At 30.2% G+C, this 17,114-nt stretch carries 16 protein-coding genes and 2 pseudogenes; 5 read left to right on the top strand and 13 right to left on the bottom strand.

The features are described from left to right. Window positions 1-45 precede the first annotated feature (45 nt). Both ACZ267_RS12485 and ACZ267_RS12480 read right to left on the bottom strand, forming a co-directional pair. Window positions 46-483: a response regulator transcription factor gene (locus ACZ267_RS12485; RefSeq protein ID WP_052731448.1), complete on the bottom strand. Its 438-nt coding sequence runs from the start codon at window positions 481-483 to the stop codon at window positions 46-48. A 154-nt stretch (window positions 484-637) separates the two neighbouring features. Beyond that, complete coding sequence (locus ACZ267_RS12480; RefSeq protein WP_021459888.1) at window positions 638-730, bottom strand: type I toxin-antitoxin system Fst family toxin; 93 nt, start codon at window positions 728-730, stop codon at window positions 638-640. A gap of 402 nt (window positions 731-1,132) precedes the next feature. Here ACZ267_RS12480 and ACZ267_RS12475 point away from each other — a divergent pair, with 402 nt between their 5' ends. Together ACZ267_RS12475 and ACZ267_RS12470 are read left to right on the top strand one after the other, a co-directional pair. After that, entirely contained in the window at window positions 1,133-1,744 is a 612-nt protein-coding gene (locus tag ACZ267_RS12475; protein WP_002465829.1) for an LPXTG cell wall anchor domain-containing protein, read from the top strand. Between the two features lie 143 nt (window positions 1,745-1,887). After that, window positions 1,888-2,067, top strand: coding sequence for a hypothetical protein (locus tag ACZ267_RS12470; RefSeq protein ID WP_042752767.1), 180 nt, complete (start codon window positions 1,888-1,890; stop codon window positions 2,065-2,067). Window positions 2,068-2,214: 147 nt separating this feature from the next. On the opposite strand, the gene ACZ267_RS12465 is transcribed toward ACZ267_RS12470, so the two are convergent. The 4 genes and pseudogenes from ACZ267_RS12465 to ACZ267_RS12450 form a co-directional block, all read right to left on the bottom strand. Then, window positions 2,215-2,349: a beta-class phenol-soluble modulin gene (locus tag ACZ267_RS12465; protein ID WP_002465837.1), complete on the bottom strand. Its 135-nt coding sequence runs from the start codon at window positions 2,347-2,349 to the stop codon at window positions 2,215-2,217. A gap of 144 nt (window positions 2,350-2,493) precedes the next feature. Next, window positions 2,494-3,346: pseudogene (locus ACZ267_RS12460) on the bottom strand (replication initiation protein). A gap of 844 nt (window positions 3,347-4,190) precedes the next feature. Then, window positions 4,191-4,406 carry a hypothetical protein gene (locus ACZ267_RS12455; protein WP_046464551.1) on the bottom strand — a complete coding sequence of 72 codons (216 nt, stop codon included), beginning with the start codon at window positions 4,404-4,406 and terminating at the stop codon, window positions 4,191-4,193. Window positions 4,407-4,493: 87 nt separating this feature from the next. Next, entirely contained in the window at window positions 4,494-5,690 is a 1,197-nt protein-coding gene (locus tag ACZ267_RS12450; protein WP_002465840.1) for an MFS transporter, read from the bottom strand. 268 nt (window positions 5,691-5,958) lie between these two features. Here ACZ267_RS12450 and ACZ267_RS12445 point away from each other — a divergent pair, with 268 nt between their 5' ends. Beyond that, window positions 5,959-6,837 (top strand): aKG-HExxH-type peptide beta-hydroxylase, encoded by an 879-nt coding sequence (locus ACZ267_RS12445; RefSeq protein ID WP_220462314.1) that lies wholly within the window; start codon window positions 5,959-5,961, stop codon window positions 6,835-6,837. Between the two features lie 31 nt (window positions 6,838-6,868). Here the strand turns inward: ACZ267_RS12445 and ACZ267_RS12440 are convergent, their stop codons facing one another. After that, window positions 6,869-7,147 carry an alcohol dehydrogenase catalytic domain-containing protein gene (locus ACZ267_RS12440; protein WP_227701689.1) on the bottom strand — a complete coding sequence of 93 codons (279 nt, stop codon included), beginning with the start codon at window positions 7,145-7,147 and terminating at the stop codon, window positions 6,869-6,871. Between the two features lie 521 nt (window positions 7,148-7,668). Between ACZ267_RS12440 and ACZ267_RS12435 the strand changes: the two genes are divergently transcribed. Both ACZ267_RS12435 and ACZ267_RS12430 read left to right on the top strand, forming a co-directional pair. Beyond that, window positions 7,669-8,127 carry a MarR family winged helix-turn-helix transcriptional regulator gene (locus ACZ267_RS12435; RefSeq protein ID WP_046464520.1) on the top strand — a complete coding sequence of 153 codons (459 nt, stop codon included), beginning with the start codon at window positions 7,669-7,671 and terminating at the stop codon, window positions 8,125-8,127. Further along, window positions 8,114-9,457, top strand: a complete 1,344-nt coding sequence (locus ACZ267_RS12430; protein ID WP_002465839.1) for a dihydrolipoyl dehydrogenase family protein — start codon at window positions 8,114-8,116, stop codon at window positions 9,455-9,457. Before ACZ267_RS12435 ends, ACZ267_RS12430 begins: the two co-directional genes overlap by 14 nt. Window positions 9,458-10,171: 714 nt before the next feature. On the opposite strand, the gene ACZ267_RS12425 is transcribed toward ACZ267_RS12430, so the two are convergent. The 6 genes and pseudogenes from ACZ267_RS12425 to alsS all read right to left on the bottom strand — a co-directional run bounded on the left by ACZ267_RS12425 (window position 10,172) and on the right by alsS (window position 16,349). Next, window positions 10,172-10,264 (bottom strand): type I toxin-antitoxin system Fst family toxin, encoded by a 93-nt coding sequence (locus tag ACZ267_RS12425; protein ID WP_023016171.1) that lies wholly within the window; start codon window positions 10,262-10,264, stop codon window positions 10,172-10,174. Window positions 10,265-10,542: 278 nt separating this feature from the next. Next, window positions 10,543-10,653, bottom strand: coding sequence for an SE2200 family small protein (locus ACZ267_RS12420; protein WP_100066977.1), 111 nt, complete (start codon window positions 10,651-10,653; stop codon window positions 10,543-10,545). Between the two features lie 24 nt (window positions 10,654-10,677). Beyond that, entirely contained in the window at window positions 10,678-12,177 is a 1,500-nt protein-coding gene (lqo, locus tag ACZ267_RS12415) for an L-lactate dehydrogenase (quinone) (RefSeq protein WP_002451369.1), read from the bottom strand. A 132-nt stretch (window positions 12,178-12,309) separates the two neighbouring features. Next, window positions 12,310-13,914: an L-lactate permease gene (locus ACZ267_RS12410; protein ID WP_002465841.1), complete on the bottom strand. Its 1,605-nt coding sequence runs from the start codon at window positions 13,912-13,914 to the stop codon at window positions 12,310-12,312. Window positions 13,915-13,948: 34 nt separating this feature from the next. Continuing rightward, window positions 13,949-14,652, bottom strand: a pseudogene (gene budA, locus ACZ267_RS12405) (acetolactate decarboxylase). A 32-nt stretch (window positions 14,653-14,684) separates the two neighbouring features. Further along, complete coding sequence (gene alsS / locus ACZ267_RS12400) at window positions 14,685-16,349, bottom strand: acetolactate synthase AlsS (RefSeq protein WP_071565450.1); 1,665 nt, start codon at window positions 16,347-16,349, stop codon at window positions 14,685-14,687. Between the last annotated feature and the right edge of the window lie 765 nt (window positions 16,350-17,114).

Here is a 17,114-nt window from a genome sequence, read left to right as displayed (position 1 = left end):
TTTATATCTGAAATAGTTCATACAGAAGACTCCTTTTTGTTAAAATTATACTATAAATTCAACTTTGCAACAGAACCTTATATTTCCTATCTTTTTAGTGTTTTGTTGCATAGTTTGTGTCCTAGAGAAACGTTTAACGTTTGCCAGTATACGTGCTTCTAATTCTTCAAATTCAAATGGTTTTGTTAAATAATCATCCGCACCTATGTTTAACCCGGAAACTTTATCAGCAGTCTGTGATTTAGCGGTTAACATAATAATAGGAATATTTATATTTTTATCTCGTATTTCTTTAATAATTTCAAGTCCGCTATGCTTAGGTAACATCCAATCCACTAATAAAATATCATAAGAAGTATCTGATAAGTATTCCATTACTTCAATACCATTTCTAAGCCAATGCACTTGATATTTTTTTAGCCTTAACATTTTTTGGATTAGCTCCCCTATAAATATATTATCTTCAATTAAAAGGATTTTCATATTATCTCTTCCCAATCATTATTATTTTTTCTATTTTGCATTTCTCTACACTATGATGTTATAATACAATTAACGAATAGAAAGTCCATAGATATACACCGAGCCCCAACCTATTGCCGTAGGTTGGGGCTCTTTATGTGATATGGATAGTCCCCTATTTATTGTGCTGATTTAGCCAATAGGTAAACCAAGCTACAATACATCCAGTTATCACAGGTGCAATAACCGTTACGAATAAAAAGTCCACAGATGCTCACCTCCTTCCATAGTAATTTCGCCTATGGAAGTTAAGACGACTCCATTATTATATCATCTATGAATGTACAAGCATATGTACTTCCGATAAATAAAATTAAATTATGTTAACTAACACACAAGGGACAAACACTGTTAGATCAGCGTTTGTCCCTTGTCGTTCGGATTATAGGTTATTCATCTTTTATACATTACCCTAATGACACGTTTTCATGCATTTTCATTTTAATTGATTATGTATAAATATACCTTAGATCATGTCTTTCAAGGATATCAAATGCTTATACATATATTTGTTTAATAAATTTTAAATTACACTATCTATTATTTTTTTAATAAGTTTACTGTGTTAAAATTCTACTGTACGATTAAATACATATTAAGGAGTGCTTTTATGAAAACAACTAAAATTTTAGGTACAACAACATTAGCAGGCGCTTTATTATTCACAGGTGTAGGAGCAACTCATTCTAACGAAGCACATGCAGATACACAAGAAATCACATTACCAACACCTTCTGAATGGCAAACACAACATGATAAATTGGTACAAGCTAAAGCAGAACACCCTAACCAAGGTGGAGAAGGTGGCGGACCTGGTGCTATTACTAGTTACGACAAAAGTTATGAAGAATATATTCAAAAAAACTTAGATTATGAAAGAAAATATGAAACTGTAGATTTTAAAATACCTCAAGAAGGTAAAGCATATTTAAATGGTCAAAATAGTGATAATTCTAATAATCAACAATTATCTCAAAATAACGATCAACAAGCTCAAAATCAAGCAACTGATAACACTGTAAATACTCAAAATAACGACCAACAACAAACTCAAACTACTGATAATAACACTACAACTCAAACTAATACTCAAGAACAAGCTAAAGTTTTACCAGAAACTGGTGAATCATCAAACACTACAATCTTAACAATAGTTGCATCAGTATTATTAGCTGCTGGTTCATTATTAGTATTTAGACGTACTTCTAAATCGAACAAATAATAATTAATTATAAAAAGAGCACAAAGCTTCGCTTTGTGCTCTTTTTATATCTTCAAATCCCATAAATTTGACATCTTAAAAATTATAAGAGTAATTTTGTTATACTAAAAAAGCACTTCCTGTGCATGAAAGGAGGTGTGCATATGGCGTTAACGATACTTTCACTTGTTGGAACATTTATCTTATCTGTTATCGCTGGTGTAGTTGCGAACTACATTACAGATAACCTAAAAAAGATAAATAAAAAACCCCACTTTGCTTTGGTCGGCAGTGGGGTTTTTTGCATATGGCGAACCATACTTCACTTGTTATTTTCAGTATAGCTTTTAGGGAGGTATTTGTAAATTACAATATCTAAAAATATAGAAGTAATTACCTGAATATAAGGATTGATTGTTTACTAATGATTTTCAGCGTAAAAAAACTATCCATAAATTCTTCAATTTTATGGATAGTTTTTTGTTTATCGATTAAACATATTTTAAAACTTGATCTGCAATTTTAGCGATTGTATTCGCAATACCAAATCCCATGTCTACCCAATCTTGTTTGACATGTAAACCTGAATTTACAGCATTATGTAATGATTCAACGATACCTGACATCAATATTCACCCCTTTGTATAAATTATAAATATAATCTTATATACAAATAACATTTATTACATGGTTTTGTAAATAGGATTTACATTATTTTAACACAGCATAGCATGTGAAATATATTTTTATCAGAATGAGTATTTTCTTACTCATTCTTCCCAATCAACTTGAAGTTGTTTTAAAAAAGCTTCCCGATCTTTTTCAAGCTGTGGGTCATATTTCTTTTCTCTTCTCATAAGTCCTTTCTTCTAACCATTTTGGTGTTTTTTCCCGATTTATCATGTGTTTGGTTTTGCCTGAAACTGTCATTTCCGGTTGTCTCTTGGAGTGAATACGTTTCTCAGCATCAAACGTAAACTCTAGCCATTCAATTTTGCGACCTTTTTTTGCCTTTATTTTATTGATATTAAGATTGTTAAAAATAAAACCTAACTCTTTAATGATAGGGACTAATACTTTTTGATTAATATGTGTCATACGGTAACTATTAGGAATATCTAGTCGCTCTCTAAAATCCTCAATTTGAATTTTGAAATAGCCTGTGTGTTTATATTGTTTTAATAACCTAAACATATTTTTAGAGTATGTTGATTTAAGGTGTGTCATTTCTTTCAATTCAAACTTAGTAAAATCAGCTGTTATTTCATTTAAAACGTGCTTTAATTTAGGGTTAATACTAACAATTAATTCTTGTTCATCAACATCAACTTCATATCCTGTAAACAATACAAATTTTTTGAAAGATAGGCCACTTCTTTCAGTATAAGTTAAAGTTAACATCTTATCGTATACATGTTCTAAATCTTTAACAAAACGTTTTAGGGAACTATGATAGTAATTACTTAAGTGACGTAACTCCTCAAAAGGGATAGTTAATTCTTTTATATCTTGTTCTTTTAACTTATTACAAAGACTAAAAAATATATCGATTTCTGTGCTGGTAAACTTACGTAAAGGAACTAAATTCATTTCATTTTGATAGACAACAGTTTCTCCAGACATGTTTATAAACCCTCCTAAGCAGTAAACAAAAATTAGGACACTTAAAAAATAATAGGTGTCTTAATAGTATGTAAACACTTTAATTTAAAACTATAATAGCATCAATTTAACTACAAAGGCAACTTTTTTTAAAAAAGTTTCCTTTGTCATCTCAAACCTCTTGTCGCTCTAAGGCTCAAACAATACTTATAAAGGTCTTAAAAAGATTTATAAAAAGATATTAAAAAGTTCGAGGCAATTTGCCCCGAACAAATTCAAAAGACAAAAAGGAAACCAACCACATTTGTGGTTGGTTTTTATTATTTAAAAAAGCAATAAGTGATATAACTTTAATGCATTATTCCAATTGCTTTATTGACATTGAGCCTCTGAACCCTTAATAAACCCTAAAACTGTCGACTCGTCGGTTTCATAGCTCACGCTATCCCGACATTCGTCGAAACAGTTTAATTAAGGGTTCTTCTCAATGCTCAATAAATTTTCTCGGCATAAATGCGTATATATTTTTTAATTAAATTAGTAAATATTAAAAGTAAAGACAAAATGTTTTTACTTTTAAAGTAAATTTTAAAAGACTTTTTTAGAATGTAGTGTTAAAATTAAAATAGTTTGTTAGGTAAAAAATCTTTGTCTTTTTGATCTCATGTACATTTGTATTGTGTACATGAGATTTTTGTTATAATTTTAAATACCTAGTTTATTATTTGATTTATATGAAGTGTTTAAAAAAGTTGCTATCGGAAATATAATCTTATTTCCGATAGCAACTTTTTATTTTAAATCTAATTTAAGCTTTATAAAGCTTCTTTATTTAGAAATATAACCCCGTTCTATTATTATTAACTTAAATACTCTTATAAGCTCTTAAAATGGCATATATAAGCATGCCAAAGAATACATAAGGGACTAAATAAAATACAATGATCAGATAACGCCATGCTGAATGACCGATTTTAAGGACGTGATTAATCCATTCGTAAAAATGTTGCACACCTAACCAGTCACCTAAGGGACTTAAAACTAAAAATGCGACCATCACTAAGGCAATGATAAAAAACATTGCTGTAATACCTTAAGTGGTTTGGGCCAGCTTGTTGGGGATAATCCCCAAGCCCCTTATGTTTTGATAACGCAAAAAAAGAGTGGCTTAAACACTAGCCACTCTATGAAATATAAGTCCTAGTACAAAAACTAAAAAATAAGCTAACCCTCCGATAAAAAATGCAAATTGGACACTACTATAATCTACAATATATGAAATTAGTAATGTACTTATAGAAAAACTAAAACTGTATACCATATTATTTAAAATATAAGTATTAGTAAGTTGTGTGTTAGTTAACTTTAATTGAATGACAGAATGTAAAATAATAGATCTAATTTCATCTAAAAGTCCGAATATAAAAGAAAAAACTAAAGCTATATATATATATTTGTGTAAGCCAAAACTTATATTTAATATTCCTATGAAAATAGGTAAGTAAATAACAAAGAAAATTGTTCTTTTCTGAAAAAAAGAATCTTTAAAATTAACCATTATTCCTGCAAAAATTAAACCTAGAAAAAATGTAGCGTTAATCATTCCAAACCAGAATGTCTCTACTTTTAAAAATACTTGAATATATATTAGTAAAATAGCAGCTACCCAAACGCTGTGTGCAAAGGATTCTATAAAGGTTGAACTGTTTAAAAAAATACTTTCTTTATTTTTGAAATTTATAGAGAGCATTGTGAAAAATGACTTGTGCAAAGTTTCTTTTTGAGTATCATGCTCAATAGTAACATTTATTAAATAAATGAATATTACTGAAATAATATAGCAAAAAATAGTTAGAATGACTAAATTAATATTCCCAATTAATGATAGCAATATACCACCTAATGACCAAGAACCGACTTGTACAATGTTACTCATAGTATTCATTTTTGCATTTGCAATTGTTATATTTGTATCATCTTCTAACAAGGGAATCATAGAGTTCTTTATTGGATTTGTAAAACCATCAAACAATGAATTCATAAATATAAAAAAATAGAGATAAGGCAAAGGTATATTATTCATATATATTATAAATAATATAAATAGCATCATTATGATTTTCAGACATTGAAACAGTAACAAAATACTTCTTTTTGATAAATATTGGTATATATAGGGAGATATTATTCCACTAAAAAATATCCCTGTAGTTATTATTATTGGAACAAGAGCTGGCCCAGTAGCATTTTTAGTTTGTTGATATATATACATTAAAATTCCGACAACATATATAACATCACCAATATTCGCCGATAATTGGCTCAAAAAAAGATAATAAAAATTATTACTATGTTTTTTTTTCATGTATATACCCCTTGATTTATCTGAATTATTAGAATATTATAACATTATATTCTTTAGAAGAATATATTATATTATAAACAAAGGTGGAGATATTATGAGTAAAGATACGAAGAAGAATATTTTACGTTATAAAAAAGACTACCTTAATGAAGATTCACGAGACACTAGAAAACCTTTAAGAATGCAAATTCATACAAAAGAAAAATAGTTTATGTTTAATGGGAGGATATACCTCCCATTATTTTTAACTAATGAGGGGGCAATTAGTATGACAGAAAACTTCAATCTACCATATCTTAATAATTCTCATATTAAACAAAATATAAACGAACTTTATGACTTTACAAAGGAAGAATACGGAACAAATTTAGAAGAAGATGCGAGCTTAAAAGAAAAATATTTTGAAGCTATAAATAATTTGCAATCTGTTCAAGTCCCATATAGTAAAGAGGAAATTATTATCTCTTTTGAAGATAAATACTTACAAAATTCATTATTAGATTTAAAAATGATTGATCAAGAAGATTTAATAAATAATAAACACATCTTTAATAGTGAAGAACAAGAAGAAACGCGTAATAGAATTAAAAAAGCATTACAATTAATAAAATCACTACATAGAGATTTATATGAACTAATTGAAATCATTGTAGGTTCTTTTTTAATTTTAAGAAAAGAAAATTTTGGAGGGGGATCAGTTTCTAATATTCTTGGAATGATTTGGTTAAATCCACAAAATGATTGGAATATCATTGATTGTGCAGAAGCAATCTATCATGAATTTATACATCAAAGTATTTTTTTAGATGATATGGTAAATTCCATTTTTCCAGATGCCGACGCTTGTGATCAAGAAGAAGCATTAGTTACTTCTACTATACTAAAAAGAAAGAGACCATTGGATAGATCTTTTCATGCTGCTGGAGTATCATTAGGTGTTATGCATTTATATTATTTGCTTCATGATAAAGAAAAATCTTATCAACATTATGATGATTTTAAACAAACAATTGAAGAACTTAATGATAAAACTCAATTTTTAGATGACCATGGCATATATACACTACAAGAATTTAACAAGTATATAGTAAAACCAGATTATGAAGTTATAACAAAATTACTAAAATCTAAAGATGATGTTGCATAATTTATACAGTCGAACTACCTATAATGCTTAATTATGAAAACCAATTCACAAATGCTGCTACTGGCAAAGTTGACGATTGATTATCTGTAAGTGTTTCAGGAGAGAATACAGGTGCATTTGCATTCAATACCATGTATTCTGAAAGTCCACCATCTACTGTAGCACCTAAGGCATGTGATTGTTCATCGCTTTTAGGTTTTCCATCTAGCCACTTGGTAAACATATGTGAAGTAACACGATCATCTTTTTTAAATTTGGTAACTTTTGAGCCGATTTCTACAACTATTCCTGAAGCATCTGAAACAGGAATAAACGAAAATTTTAATAATTCAGGCGTATATATACCTTCGACAATTGCAGTATCTCAATAATTAAGTGATACAGAGTTAACTTTAATTAAAATTTGATCTTCTGTAATTCGGGTTTCTCTAGTTCAACTTGTTTAAGGTTATCTAAACCAAATTTTTCTAATTGCCATGCTTTCACTATTAAAACTCCCTTTTATTAGTATTATGGAAAAATTTGCAAAACAATCAAATCGTCATATTATTAAACGACGATATATAAGTATGAAAAAAGAACTAAATTATAGTTCTTTTTTCAACTACTTTACGTATATTTTTAATGACTTGCTCATTCCTCTTTTAAATAATACCCTGAAACCATAAGCTTTACGTACTATTTTTAAAATCGAAATCAATTTGCACAATTGATGAAAAATTTTAAAAGTTAGTAATCAATTAAACAAACGTATGTGGTTCATTATAAGTTTGTTTAATTGATTAATCGTTTGCGATTGATTATTCTTTAATGAGAATAGGAGTGATTAAATTGATTGATGATGAAATGAAATTGGCACATCAGCTATGCTTTTCTGCTTATAATGTTAACAAATTATTCAGCAAATTTTATGAAAAGCAATTAAGTCAATTCGGTTTAACTTTTTCTCAATATCTAGTGCTATTAACCTTATGGGAAGAAAACCCTCAAACTTTATTAGCCATTGGTAAAAAGTTGAATCTAGCAAGTAATACCCTAAGCCCATTACTAAAAAGACTTGAGCAAGCTGGATGGGTTCAAAGAAATAGAGATGAAAGCGATAAACGTAACCTTATCATAACTTTAACGATAAAAGGTCTAAATGAGCAAGAAGCAGTACATGAAGCTATTGCTAAATGTGTTTCTTCACAATTTGATGTAGATGAATATATGAAAGCCAAAAGTATTATGGATAATTTAGAAGAAACGTTGAAAACTATTACAAAGGATGATTCAAATGAAACAATATGATGTCGTATTTTTAGGTAGTGGACACGCAGCTTGGCATAGTGCGCTGACTTTAAACAAAGCGGGGAAATCGGTTGCTATTGTCGAAAAAGATCGTATAGCAGGTACTTGTACAAACTATGGGTGCAATGCCAAAATTTTATTGGAAAACCCTTATGAAGTACTAGAGCAAGCTTCACACTATCCCAACATAATAAATACTGAAGCATTATCAGTGAATTGGGAAAACCTTATGTCTTATAAACATAAAATCATTGACCCTATGGCAAATACTTTGAAAGGTTTATTTGAACAACAAGGTATAGATATTATTGAAGGGGCAGGAAAACTATTAGATGAGCATCACCTCTTAGTAGATGACGAACAATATTATGGTGAAAACATAGTTATTGCAACAGGTCAACACAGCAATAAGTTAGATATTGAAGGGTCTGAATATACGCACGATAGTAGAGACTTCTTATCCTTAAAGCAAATGCCAAATAGTATCACATTTATAGGTGTAGGTATTATTAGTATTGAATTTGCTAGCATAACCATTAAATCTGGTGTAGAAACTCATATGATTCATGTTGACGATGAACCGCTCAAAGGTTTTTATTCAGCACATATTGCTAAATTAATGGACAAATTGGCAACAGAAGGAGTTCAATTCCATATGAATGAAAATACTACTGTAATTAAAAAGCAAGGTGACAATTATACTGTATCAACAGAATCAGGATTAGAGATTACTACTAACTATGTGTTAGATGCTACTGGACGTAGACCAAATGTCAACGGTATTGGACTTGAAGAAGCTGGCGTTAATTTCACTACTCGAGGTATACAGGTAGATGAATATTTACGTACAAATATCCCTAATATTTATGCTAGTGGGGACGTTTTAGATAAAATTATTCCTAAATTAACACCTACTGCAACATTTGAATCTAACTATATTGCTGCGCATATTTTGGGTATGAATAAAAACCCTATTAACTATCCTGCAATACCTTCAGTTTTATATACACTACCAAGATTGTCTAATATTGGAGTTTCTGTAGATGAAGCTAATACTAGTGAGGACTATAAAGTGATAGATATTCCTTTTGGTAAACAAATGGTGTTTGAATACAAAAATGAAACTGAAGCTGAAATGACAATTGTATTAAATAATGATAAACAATTAGTGGGAGCTGCTATATATGCTGATGATGCACCAGATTTAGTTAATTTATTAACTTTCATTGTAAACCAAAAATTAACGGCTCAAGATTTAAATAAAATGATTTTTGCTTTTCCTGGATCATCAAGTGGCGTTATAGATCAATTAAAATTAGCAATGTTATAAAAGGAGTGCTATAAAATAACTAATAATATTTATGATATACAAGTTGTTAGCAAAGATGGTATTGTAGTAAAAAGACTTGCTCCCAAAGACAGTCCTAAAAAAGTAAAAACTTTATTTCAGAATTTATTATAAAATTGAAATGGCACAATAATATAGCGTTTAATATCTAATTATGTTACTAGTAAACATATCCACAATCCTACTGAATAGAATGAAAAAAAGCACAATACAAAGCTAAAGTTGATAAGAATGTACTGAAGCTATGTTTATCTATAATTGTATTACATTTTACAATACATCTTTTTTCTTCAAAAGGGATTAGAAGACGATGATTACCATTATTCAATTTTTCCAGTTGTATTTTAAATTTTAAATAAAGTCTTGTTTTTATCATCTATAAAAATTTCTCCATGGCTAACTGGAATTCTAAAAGGAAGCATATACTTAAAAGTAAGTAATTTCATATTATTATGATTTACTCCATTAATTTGTTTTAAAAGATTTTCATCCTGTGATGTAAATTTAACTTTATTGATCAGAATCATTCCTATTTTTATTTATATTGGATACACATAACCTAAACAGATAAAACTACTTTGCATTCCTAACCTATATGATGATATACTGTGTTTAACAAAGAGAATTCCATAGGCACACCAACCCCCTCACTACCGGAAATAGTGAGGGGGTTTTTGGCGTAGCTATGTCGCCTTATTATTTGTTACGATTGTTTAGCCAAAACGTGAAAATCGCAACAATGCATCCTGAAATCACAGGTGCAATTATACTAACAAAGAGAATTGCCACAGGTCCCACCTCCTTCCATAGTAATTTCGCCTATGGAAGTTAAGGCGACTCTAGTATTATACCATCTGTGAATCTACAAGCTTATATACTTCCGATAAGTCATCTTACGTAGTATTTTAAAACAGCTTGATTTCTTATAGTACTATACTTACAGAATTATAAACCTCTATCAATGAAAAAAGAGATCTCATATATGAGATCTCTTTTTAATATCACTAAAAATTGAATTTGGCTTTATAAAACTAATATACGTAATAATTTTTATAAATATTTTGACTCTAATATTCTATGTTTGGTGCTTGGTTTACATGTTTTTGGTAACGTTTGAGTGCACAAAAACCAATAGTACTAATAAGTGTTACTATTAATAATTTTTTCACGCTTAACATTCCTTTTTAGCATTGTATTGTAGTCTACTTATTGTTTTGATAGTAATTTAATTCTAAATCTTTTGATGTCTGTTGACGGATTTTTTTCATTAACGCAGTATCATTAATGAGTGATTTACCATAAGATGGAATCATTTTTTGTATTTTAGGCGTCCATTCAGATTCATATTCAGGGAAGTTTTTCTCAAGTACTTCTAAAGCTACAGATACTGAAGTTGATGCTCCTGGAGACTCTCCTAATAAAGCTATTACCGAATGATCTTCAGAATTAACAACTTCTGTACCAAACTGAATAAATCCTTTACCATATTCAGGAGTATCTTTAATCACTTGTACACGTTTGCCTGCAGTGTATAACTGCCAATCTTCATCACGTGCTTCTGGATAAAATGTACGTAAATGATTCATACAACCTTCTTTAGTCATTAATATTTGATCAAATGAATATTTGATTAAAGGTAGGTTTTTAGCAGCAGCAGATAATAATGTTGTAATATTATATGGTTTGACTGATTTAAATAAATCAAGATTAGAACCATTTTTTAAGAACTTAGGACCCACACTAGCGAATGGACCGAATAATAATGTACGTTCACCATCAATATATCGAGTATCCAAGTGAGGTACTGTCATAGGCGGTGTGCCAGGTGGTTCTTTACCGTAAACTTTGGCATCGTGTTGGGCTATAATGTCTGGGTTAGTACAAATTAAAAATTGTCCTGTAATAGGGAATCCACCCAAATGTTTACTTTCTGGAATTCCAGTTTTTTGTAATAGTGGAATAGCGCCACCACCAGCACCAATAAATACATAATCAGCAAGTTCAGTTTGAACATCACCGCTGTTACGTTGACGCACTTTAACTTCCCATTTACCATCTTTTCGATGGTTAAAGTCTATTACTTCATGATTATATTGGACATTGGCATTAGGATGTTGTTCAATGTTTTTAGCCATTTTACGAGTAAGCTCTCCAAAGTTAACGTCTGTACCTTCGTTAATCTTACTAGCAGCCATAATATCACTTGAGCTATGACCCTCCATCATTAATGGAACCCATTTTCTCATCTCTTCAATATCTTCTGTATATTCAATATTGTCGAACATTGGAAAATCCTTCATAGCATGATAACGATCCTTTAAGAATTGAACGTTATTTTTACCTCTAACAAAACTAATGTGAGGTAATGGTTGAATAAATTCTTTAGGGTTAGAAATACTATTATTTTTAACTAAATGACCCCAAAATTGTTTTGAAATCTCAAACTGTTCATTAATTTCTTTTGCTTTTTCTATATCAATTGATCCATCAGGTTGTTTCACTGTATAGTTCAATTCACATAAAGCAGCATGACCAGTTCCAGCATTATGACGCTCATTTGAACTTTCGATACCAGGACGATCTAAACGTTCATATAGTTTTATATTCCAACTTGGTTCTAACTCTTTAAGCATAGAACTAAAAGTTGTGCTTAAAACACCAGCGCCAATAACAACAACTGTTTTTGACTCTTTTGTATTCATAATTGACTCCCTTCTTTTAAGTACAAATATTAGTGTAATACAAAACATACAGAAATTAAAATACTTATTTTTAATAAGAACTATTCTTTTATGGAATAGATACATATTCTGTAATATTATTGTTATTTCTACTTAGCTTATTAATAAGCTAAGTAGAAAGGTCCAGATGCATACAAATACTAATAATCCTATACTAAAGCGCATTGTCATTTTCATTAATTGTGATTCATTTCCTACTTCATTAACTGCAGCAGTAGCAATAGCTATAGATTGAGGTGATACAATTTTAGCCGTAACGCCACCAGCTACGTTAGCTGCCACAAGTAAGGACCCTTTAGCACCAATTTGTCCAGCAACAGAGGCTTGTATTGGAGCAAACAATGCATTGTTATTTACAACTGATCCAGTCATAAATACACCTATCCAACCTAAAACTGGTGATAATAATGGAAATATAGATCCAGCTTTAGCAATACCTTGGCCCATAGCACTACTTAATCCGCCATAAGTCGTTACTTTAGATACAGCTAGGATAAAACATATTGTTAATACAGAAATCCATAGCTCTTTCACTGTTAATCCTAATAGTTTCCCAGCAATTTTAAAATTCATGTTATTTGCAATAATAATAGTCAAAATGGCTGTAATTAATATAGCTGTACCGGTTTGTGCAATAAAATTAAAAGTGAGTACATTTGGTGCGTGCGTTACATCATTCATCGTACCAGGTACATTAAAATTAATTACAAGAGAGTGTAATAGTCCTTTCTTTTCAAATAATCCTTTAAAGAATGATGAACTCCATATAAGTACAATAACAGTTAAAATGATGAAAGGACTCCATGCATAAACAATATCTTTGAATGAATGTTTAGCTACACGTTTAGGCTCTTCATTTTGTTGTAATCTAAATATGTTTTTAGGTTGAAACTTACTAGAGAATAATGCTAGTGCAACCATAGCTACCAATCCAGGTATAATATCTGCAAGTTCAGGACCTGCAAATGATGTTATAATCACTTGTAAAAACGTATAAGTTACAGAAACAACTAAAATAGATGGTAATATCTCTTTAATACCTCTGAATCCATCAATCATAAATATTAATAAGAAAGGCACAAAAAAGCTAATAAAGCCTAAAGTTAAATTACCAATTAGTGCTACCTCGGTAGCAGAAACATCACCTGATAAATTTAACGTATCGATAATAGCTACTGGAATTCCTACTGCACCATAAGCCCCAGCAGCAGCATTGCCTACTAAACAATACATAGCTGCCTCTAAGGGTTTGAATCCCATCTGCGTAAGTAATACAGCGCATATAGCAATTGGTACACCAAATCCGGCTGCGCCTTCTAAAAATGCATTAAATACAAAACCGATTAGTAATAATTGAATACGTTGATCTTGTGAAATACTAGCTATACTATCTTTAACAATATCAAATTGACCACTTTTGGTAGAAATTTTATACAACCATACGGCCATAATAACTATAAAACCAATGGGAATAATACCTTGATAGAAACCTTCAAATGTGGCTCCTCCAGCAATGTTCAAAGGTAATTTAAAAACTAATAATGCTACTAATATTGTTATAATCAAAGTTGTTAATGCAGCATAAACACCTTTCATTTTAAATACTGTTAAACACAGTAAGAAAAGAATGATTGGTATAGCAGCAACAATTGAAGATAACAACAAATTATGAAATGGATCAAATGAATGCACTAACATAACAATTTATACTCCTCTTTTAATTTTTAAGATACTATTCTGCTTCTCTAATTTCCTCTGCAATATCTTTATAATCAATATCCGTCTTATTAAAGATTTCATCATTAATTGGGAAATGTTGTTCGAATGTTTCGAAGTTCTGAATTTCAACCTTAGCATCTTCTATTTCAAAATCTAATACATGTCCACCAAAGTTGCGATCATCATTAGCAAAGTGCACATGGAATCCTGCTGAACCTACACCATGGAATAGTTCGGGCGTGAAGAAACCAACAACAGTTCCTTTAATATACGTTTCAGTTTGTTCAGGTTGTCTGCGTGCCGAATCAATTAATCGTGTATATGGCGGCTCTTGTCCAGGCATCATGCGAACGTGCATTTTTTTGAATACTCCAGAAATTTTAACAGCTGAAAATAAGTTTTCACTCAACATGTTTTCTTTAACTTCGTCAAAAACGTCTTCAGATGATTTATCTTTGTTTGGTATGTTGTATCTGCCTTGAATTTCGTCACTGTCGCATAAGGTGTTAATTCATCACCTTTGAGTTCAACGAATTCTTTATGTTCGTTGGCATGATAAGCCTTACCATCCACAAATATCACTTCTCCATTCGATCCCGTTAAAGTCGCAATACCTAAATCTCCATGTTTTAATATTTCATTAATTGAGGTAGTACCCTTTAATAGTCCTGCCATCAATGTTCCTAATGTACCGTGTTGATATAAGATATTAGTCATAAAAGCTTCATTCCTCAATTACTATTTGATTATTAATTAAATGCATCAGGCAACATATTGGTTGAAAGTTTTACATTATCTTTATAATTTACAGGTATATCAATGACTACAGGTCCTTGAATTTCATAACCTTTTTTAATCGCATTTTCTAATTCTTCTTGATTTGTGACACGCATACCTTTTGCACCAAAAGCTTCTGCATATTTCACGTAATCAACTGAACCAAAATCTACACCTGATGAACGTTCGTATTTCATTTCTTCTTGGAACTCAACCATATTATACTTACCATCATTCCAAATTAATTGTATGATATTTAGATTCTTTCGAACAGCTGTTTCTAAATCCTGTGCTGAAAATAGAAATCCACCATCACCAGCTACTGAGACAACTTGTGTATTTGGACGTACTAGTGCTGCTGAAATCGCCCAAGGTAATGCAACACCTAACGTTTGCATACCATTACTAAATAACAAATGTCTCGGATTATAACTTCTGAATTTACGTGCCATCCAAATATAATGACTTCCGACATCAACGGTAACCGTAGTATCATCCGTTAACATTTTTTGCATAGATTCGATAATTTCGATTGGATGTAATACACCATCTTTATGAGTTGCTTTAATACCCGTTTCTTCAACAATATGTGCTCTTAACTGCTCTAATTCATCTAAATGTTGTTGGTTAATAAATGGTTCATCTACTTTGTCAGATATCATTTCTATAGTTCCTGCAATATTACCAATTAATTCTTTAGTAGGTTGCATATAATTTGTAATTTCTGCTGGAACTTCATCAATATTGATCACTTTTGTGTCTAATTCCTTATTCCAATTACTTGCTTCGTACTCAATCGGATCATAACCAATTGTGACAACTAAATCACTTTTACGAAGCAATTCATCTCCTACTTGGTTACGGAATAATCCTACACGACCAAAGAAGTGATTTTCTAAATCGCGACTAATGACACCAGCACCTTGGAATGTTTCAACTACTGGTAAATTTGTCTTTTCAACTAATTTACGGATAGCATTTGTTTCATTTGCACTTGAACTTCTCATACCAGCAAGTAAAACAGGGAATGCTGCATTTTTAATTGCATCAATCACATCATTAATATCTTGCTCACTAGGAACACCTAAATTAGGCTTTTGACATAGTGCTATTGCTTTTGATTCTACTGGTGCTGAAATTACATCTTGTGGAATACTTATAAAGCTTGCACCATTTTTACCTGATGTTGCTGTTCTCATAGCATTAGTCATGACTTCTGATAAAGATTCAGGATCTTGTACTTCTTCACTATACTTTGTTGAATATTTTAATAATGCCGCATTATCTATACTTTGATGTGTTAAACGTAATAAATCATTACGTTTAACTTGTCCTCCTAAAGCTAATACGGGATCTCCTTCAGATGTTGCTGTTAATAGTCCGGTCGTTAAGTTACTGACACCTGGACCACTCGTTACAAGTGCGACACCTGGTTTACCAGTTAGTCGTCCTATACCTTGGGCCATCATTGCTGCGTTTTGCTCGTGACGCGTAACAATAAGTTCAGGTCTATCGTCTTCAAGTGCGTTAAATAAATAGTCAATTTTTGCACCTGGAATACCAAATATATATTCCACATCATTATTCTTTAGAGTATCAATAACTATGTTAGCTGCATTATAATTTTTATTAGTCATTTACATTCATTTCCTTTCAAGTTTTACATTACATGTCTATATCTACTAGTTTTATACATATTCAATAAAATACATGTAATTTGTTTGTGTCTACATTATAACCCCATTTCAAACATGAATAAAAATACTTATTGACGATACTAAACATTCTTTTATTTCATATTTTCATTACTATTAATAAATTATAAGGGCTCATTATACTGATACGATAATCTTTTTGATATCAGAAAGCTATGAAAATATGTCTAATTTAAAGTTATCAATGCAACACTTAAAAATATTCAAAAATAAAGTCATGTAAATGAATCATCAATCTGACTTTTAAAATAAGAAAAACTTCTTAATGTATACGTCGTAAAAAAGCTGTCTAAATACAAAGACAACTTTTAAAACTTCATTATGTTTGAAAGGCATTAGATAAAGGAAATATTATTAAAAAGCAAAGAATGATAAAAAATTATTAGGTCACATTAGATTTATCTATACTATTTAATTATAAAAGGAATAAGTATGTTTTAACATACTATAGGATATAAAAATTTTTATACAAAAAGGATTTTTTTATTATTTATATAATTTGTATAATTCTAATGTTGGTTGCCATTGGTGTTTTTTTAAAAAACATTATGAGTAGAAAGAAAAGCAAAGTTTTCGATATTGTAGCTAGTACTACCTTTTTAATTGCTTCAATTTTACTTTTAATTTACGAAATTTTTATTACTTAAATATACAATTGTATTTCAATAAAATTATTGATATTAAGAA

Source organism: Staphylococcus sp. AC872 (genome assembly GCF_979255425.1).
This window is presented reverse-complemented; position numbering and strand designations above follow the sequence as displayed.

Coding starts and splice junctions, on each gene's coding strand:
- alsS (WP_071565450.1), bottom strand. CDS start 16,349: ATGACTAATAAAAATTATAATGCAGCTAACATAGTTATTGATACTCTA.
- ACZ267_RS12420 (WP_100066977.1), bottom strand. CDS start 10,653: ATGTTAAGCGTGAAAAAATTATTAATAGTAACACTTATTAGTACTATT.
- ACZ267_RS12470 (WP_042752767.1), top strand. CDS start 1,888: ATGGCGTTAACGATACTTTCACTTGTTGGAACATTTATCTTATCTGTT.
- ACZ267_RS12410 (WP_002465841.1), bottom strand. CDS start 13,914: ATGTTAGTGCATTCATTTGATCCATTTCATAATTTGTTGTTATCTTCA.
- lqo (WP_002451369.1), bottom strand. CDS start 12,177: ATGAATACAAAAGAGTCAAAAACAGTTGTTGTTATTGGCGCTGGTGTT.
- ACZ267_RS12485 (WP_052731448.1), bottom strand. CDS start 483: ATGAAAATCCTTTTAATTGAAGATAATATATTTATAGGGGAGCTAATC.
- ACZ267_RS12445 (WP_220462314.1), top strand. CDS start 5,959: ATGACAGAAAACTTCAATCTACCATATCTTAATAATTCTCATATTAAA.
- ACZ267_RS12475 (WP_002465829.1), top strand. CDS start 1,133: ATGAAAACAACTAAAATTTTAGGTACAACAACATTAGCAGGCGCTTTA.
- ACZ267_RS12450 (WP_002465840.1), bottom strand. CDS start 5,690: ATGAAAAAAAAACATAGTAATAATTTTTATTATCTTTTTTTGAGCCAA.
- ACZ267_RS12430 (WP_002465839.1), top strand. CDS start 8,114: ATGAAACAATATGATGTCGTATTTTTAGGTAGTGGACACGCAGCTTGG.
- ACZ267_RS12455 (WP_046464551.1), bottom strand. CDS start 4,406: ATGTTTTTTATCATTGCCTTAGTGATGGTCGCATTTTTAGTTTTAAGT.
- ACZ267_RS12465 (WP_002465837.1), bottom strand. CDS start 2,349: ATGTCAGGTATCGTTGAATCATTACATAATGCTGTAAATTCAGGTTTA.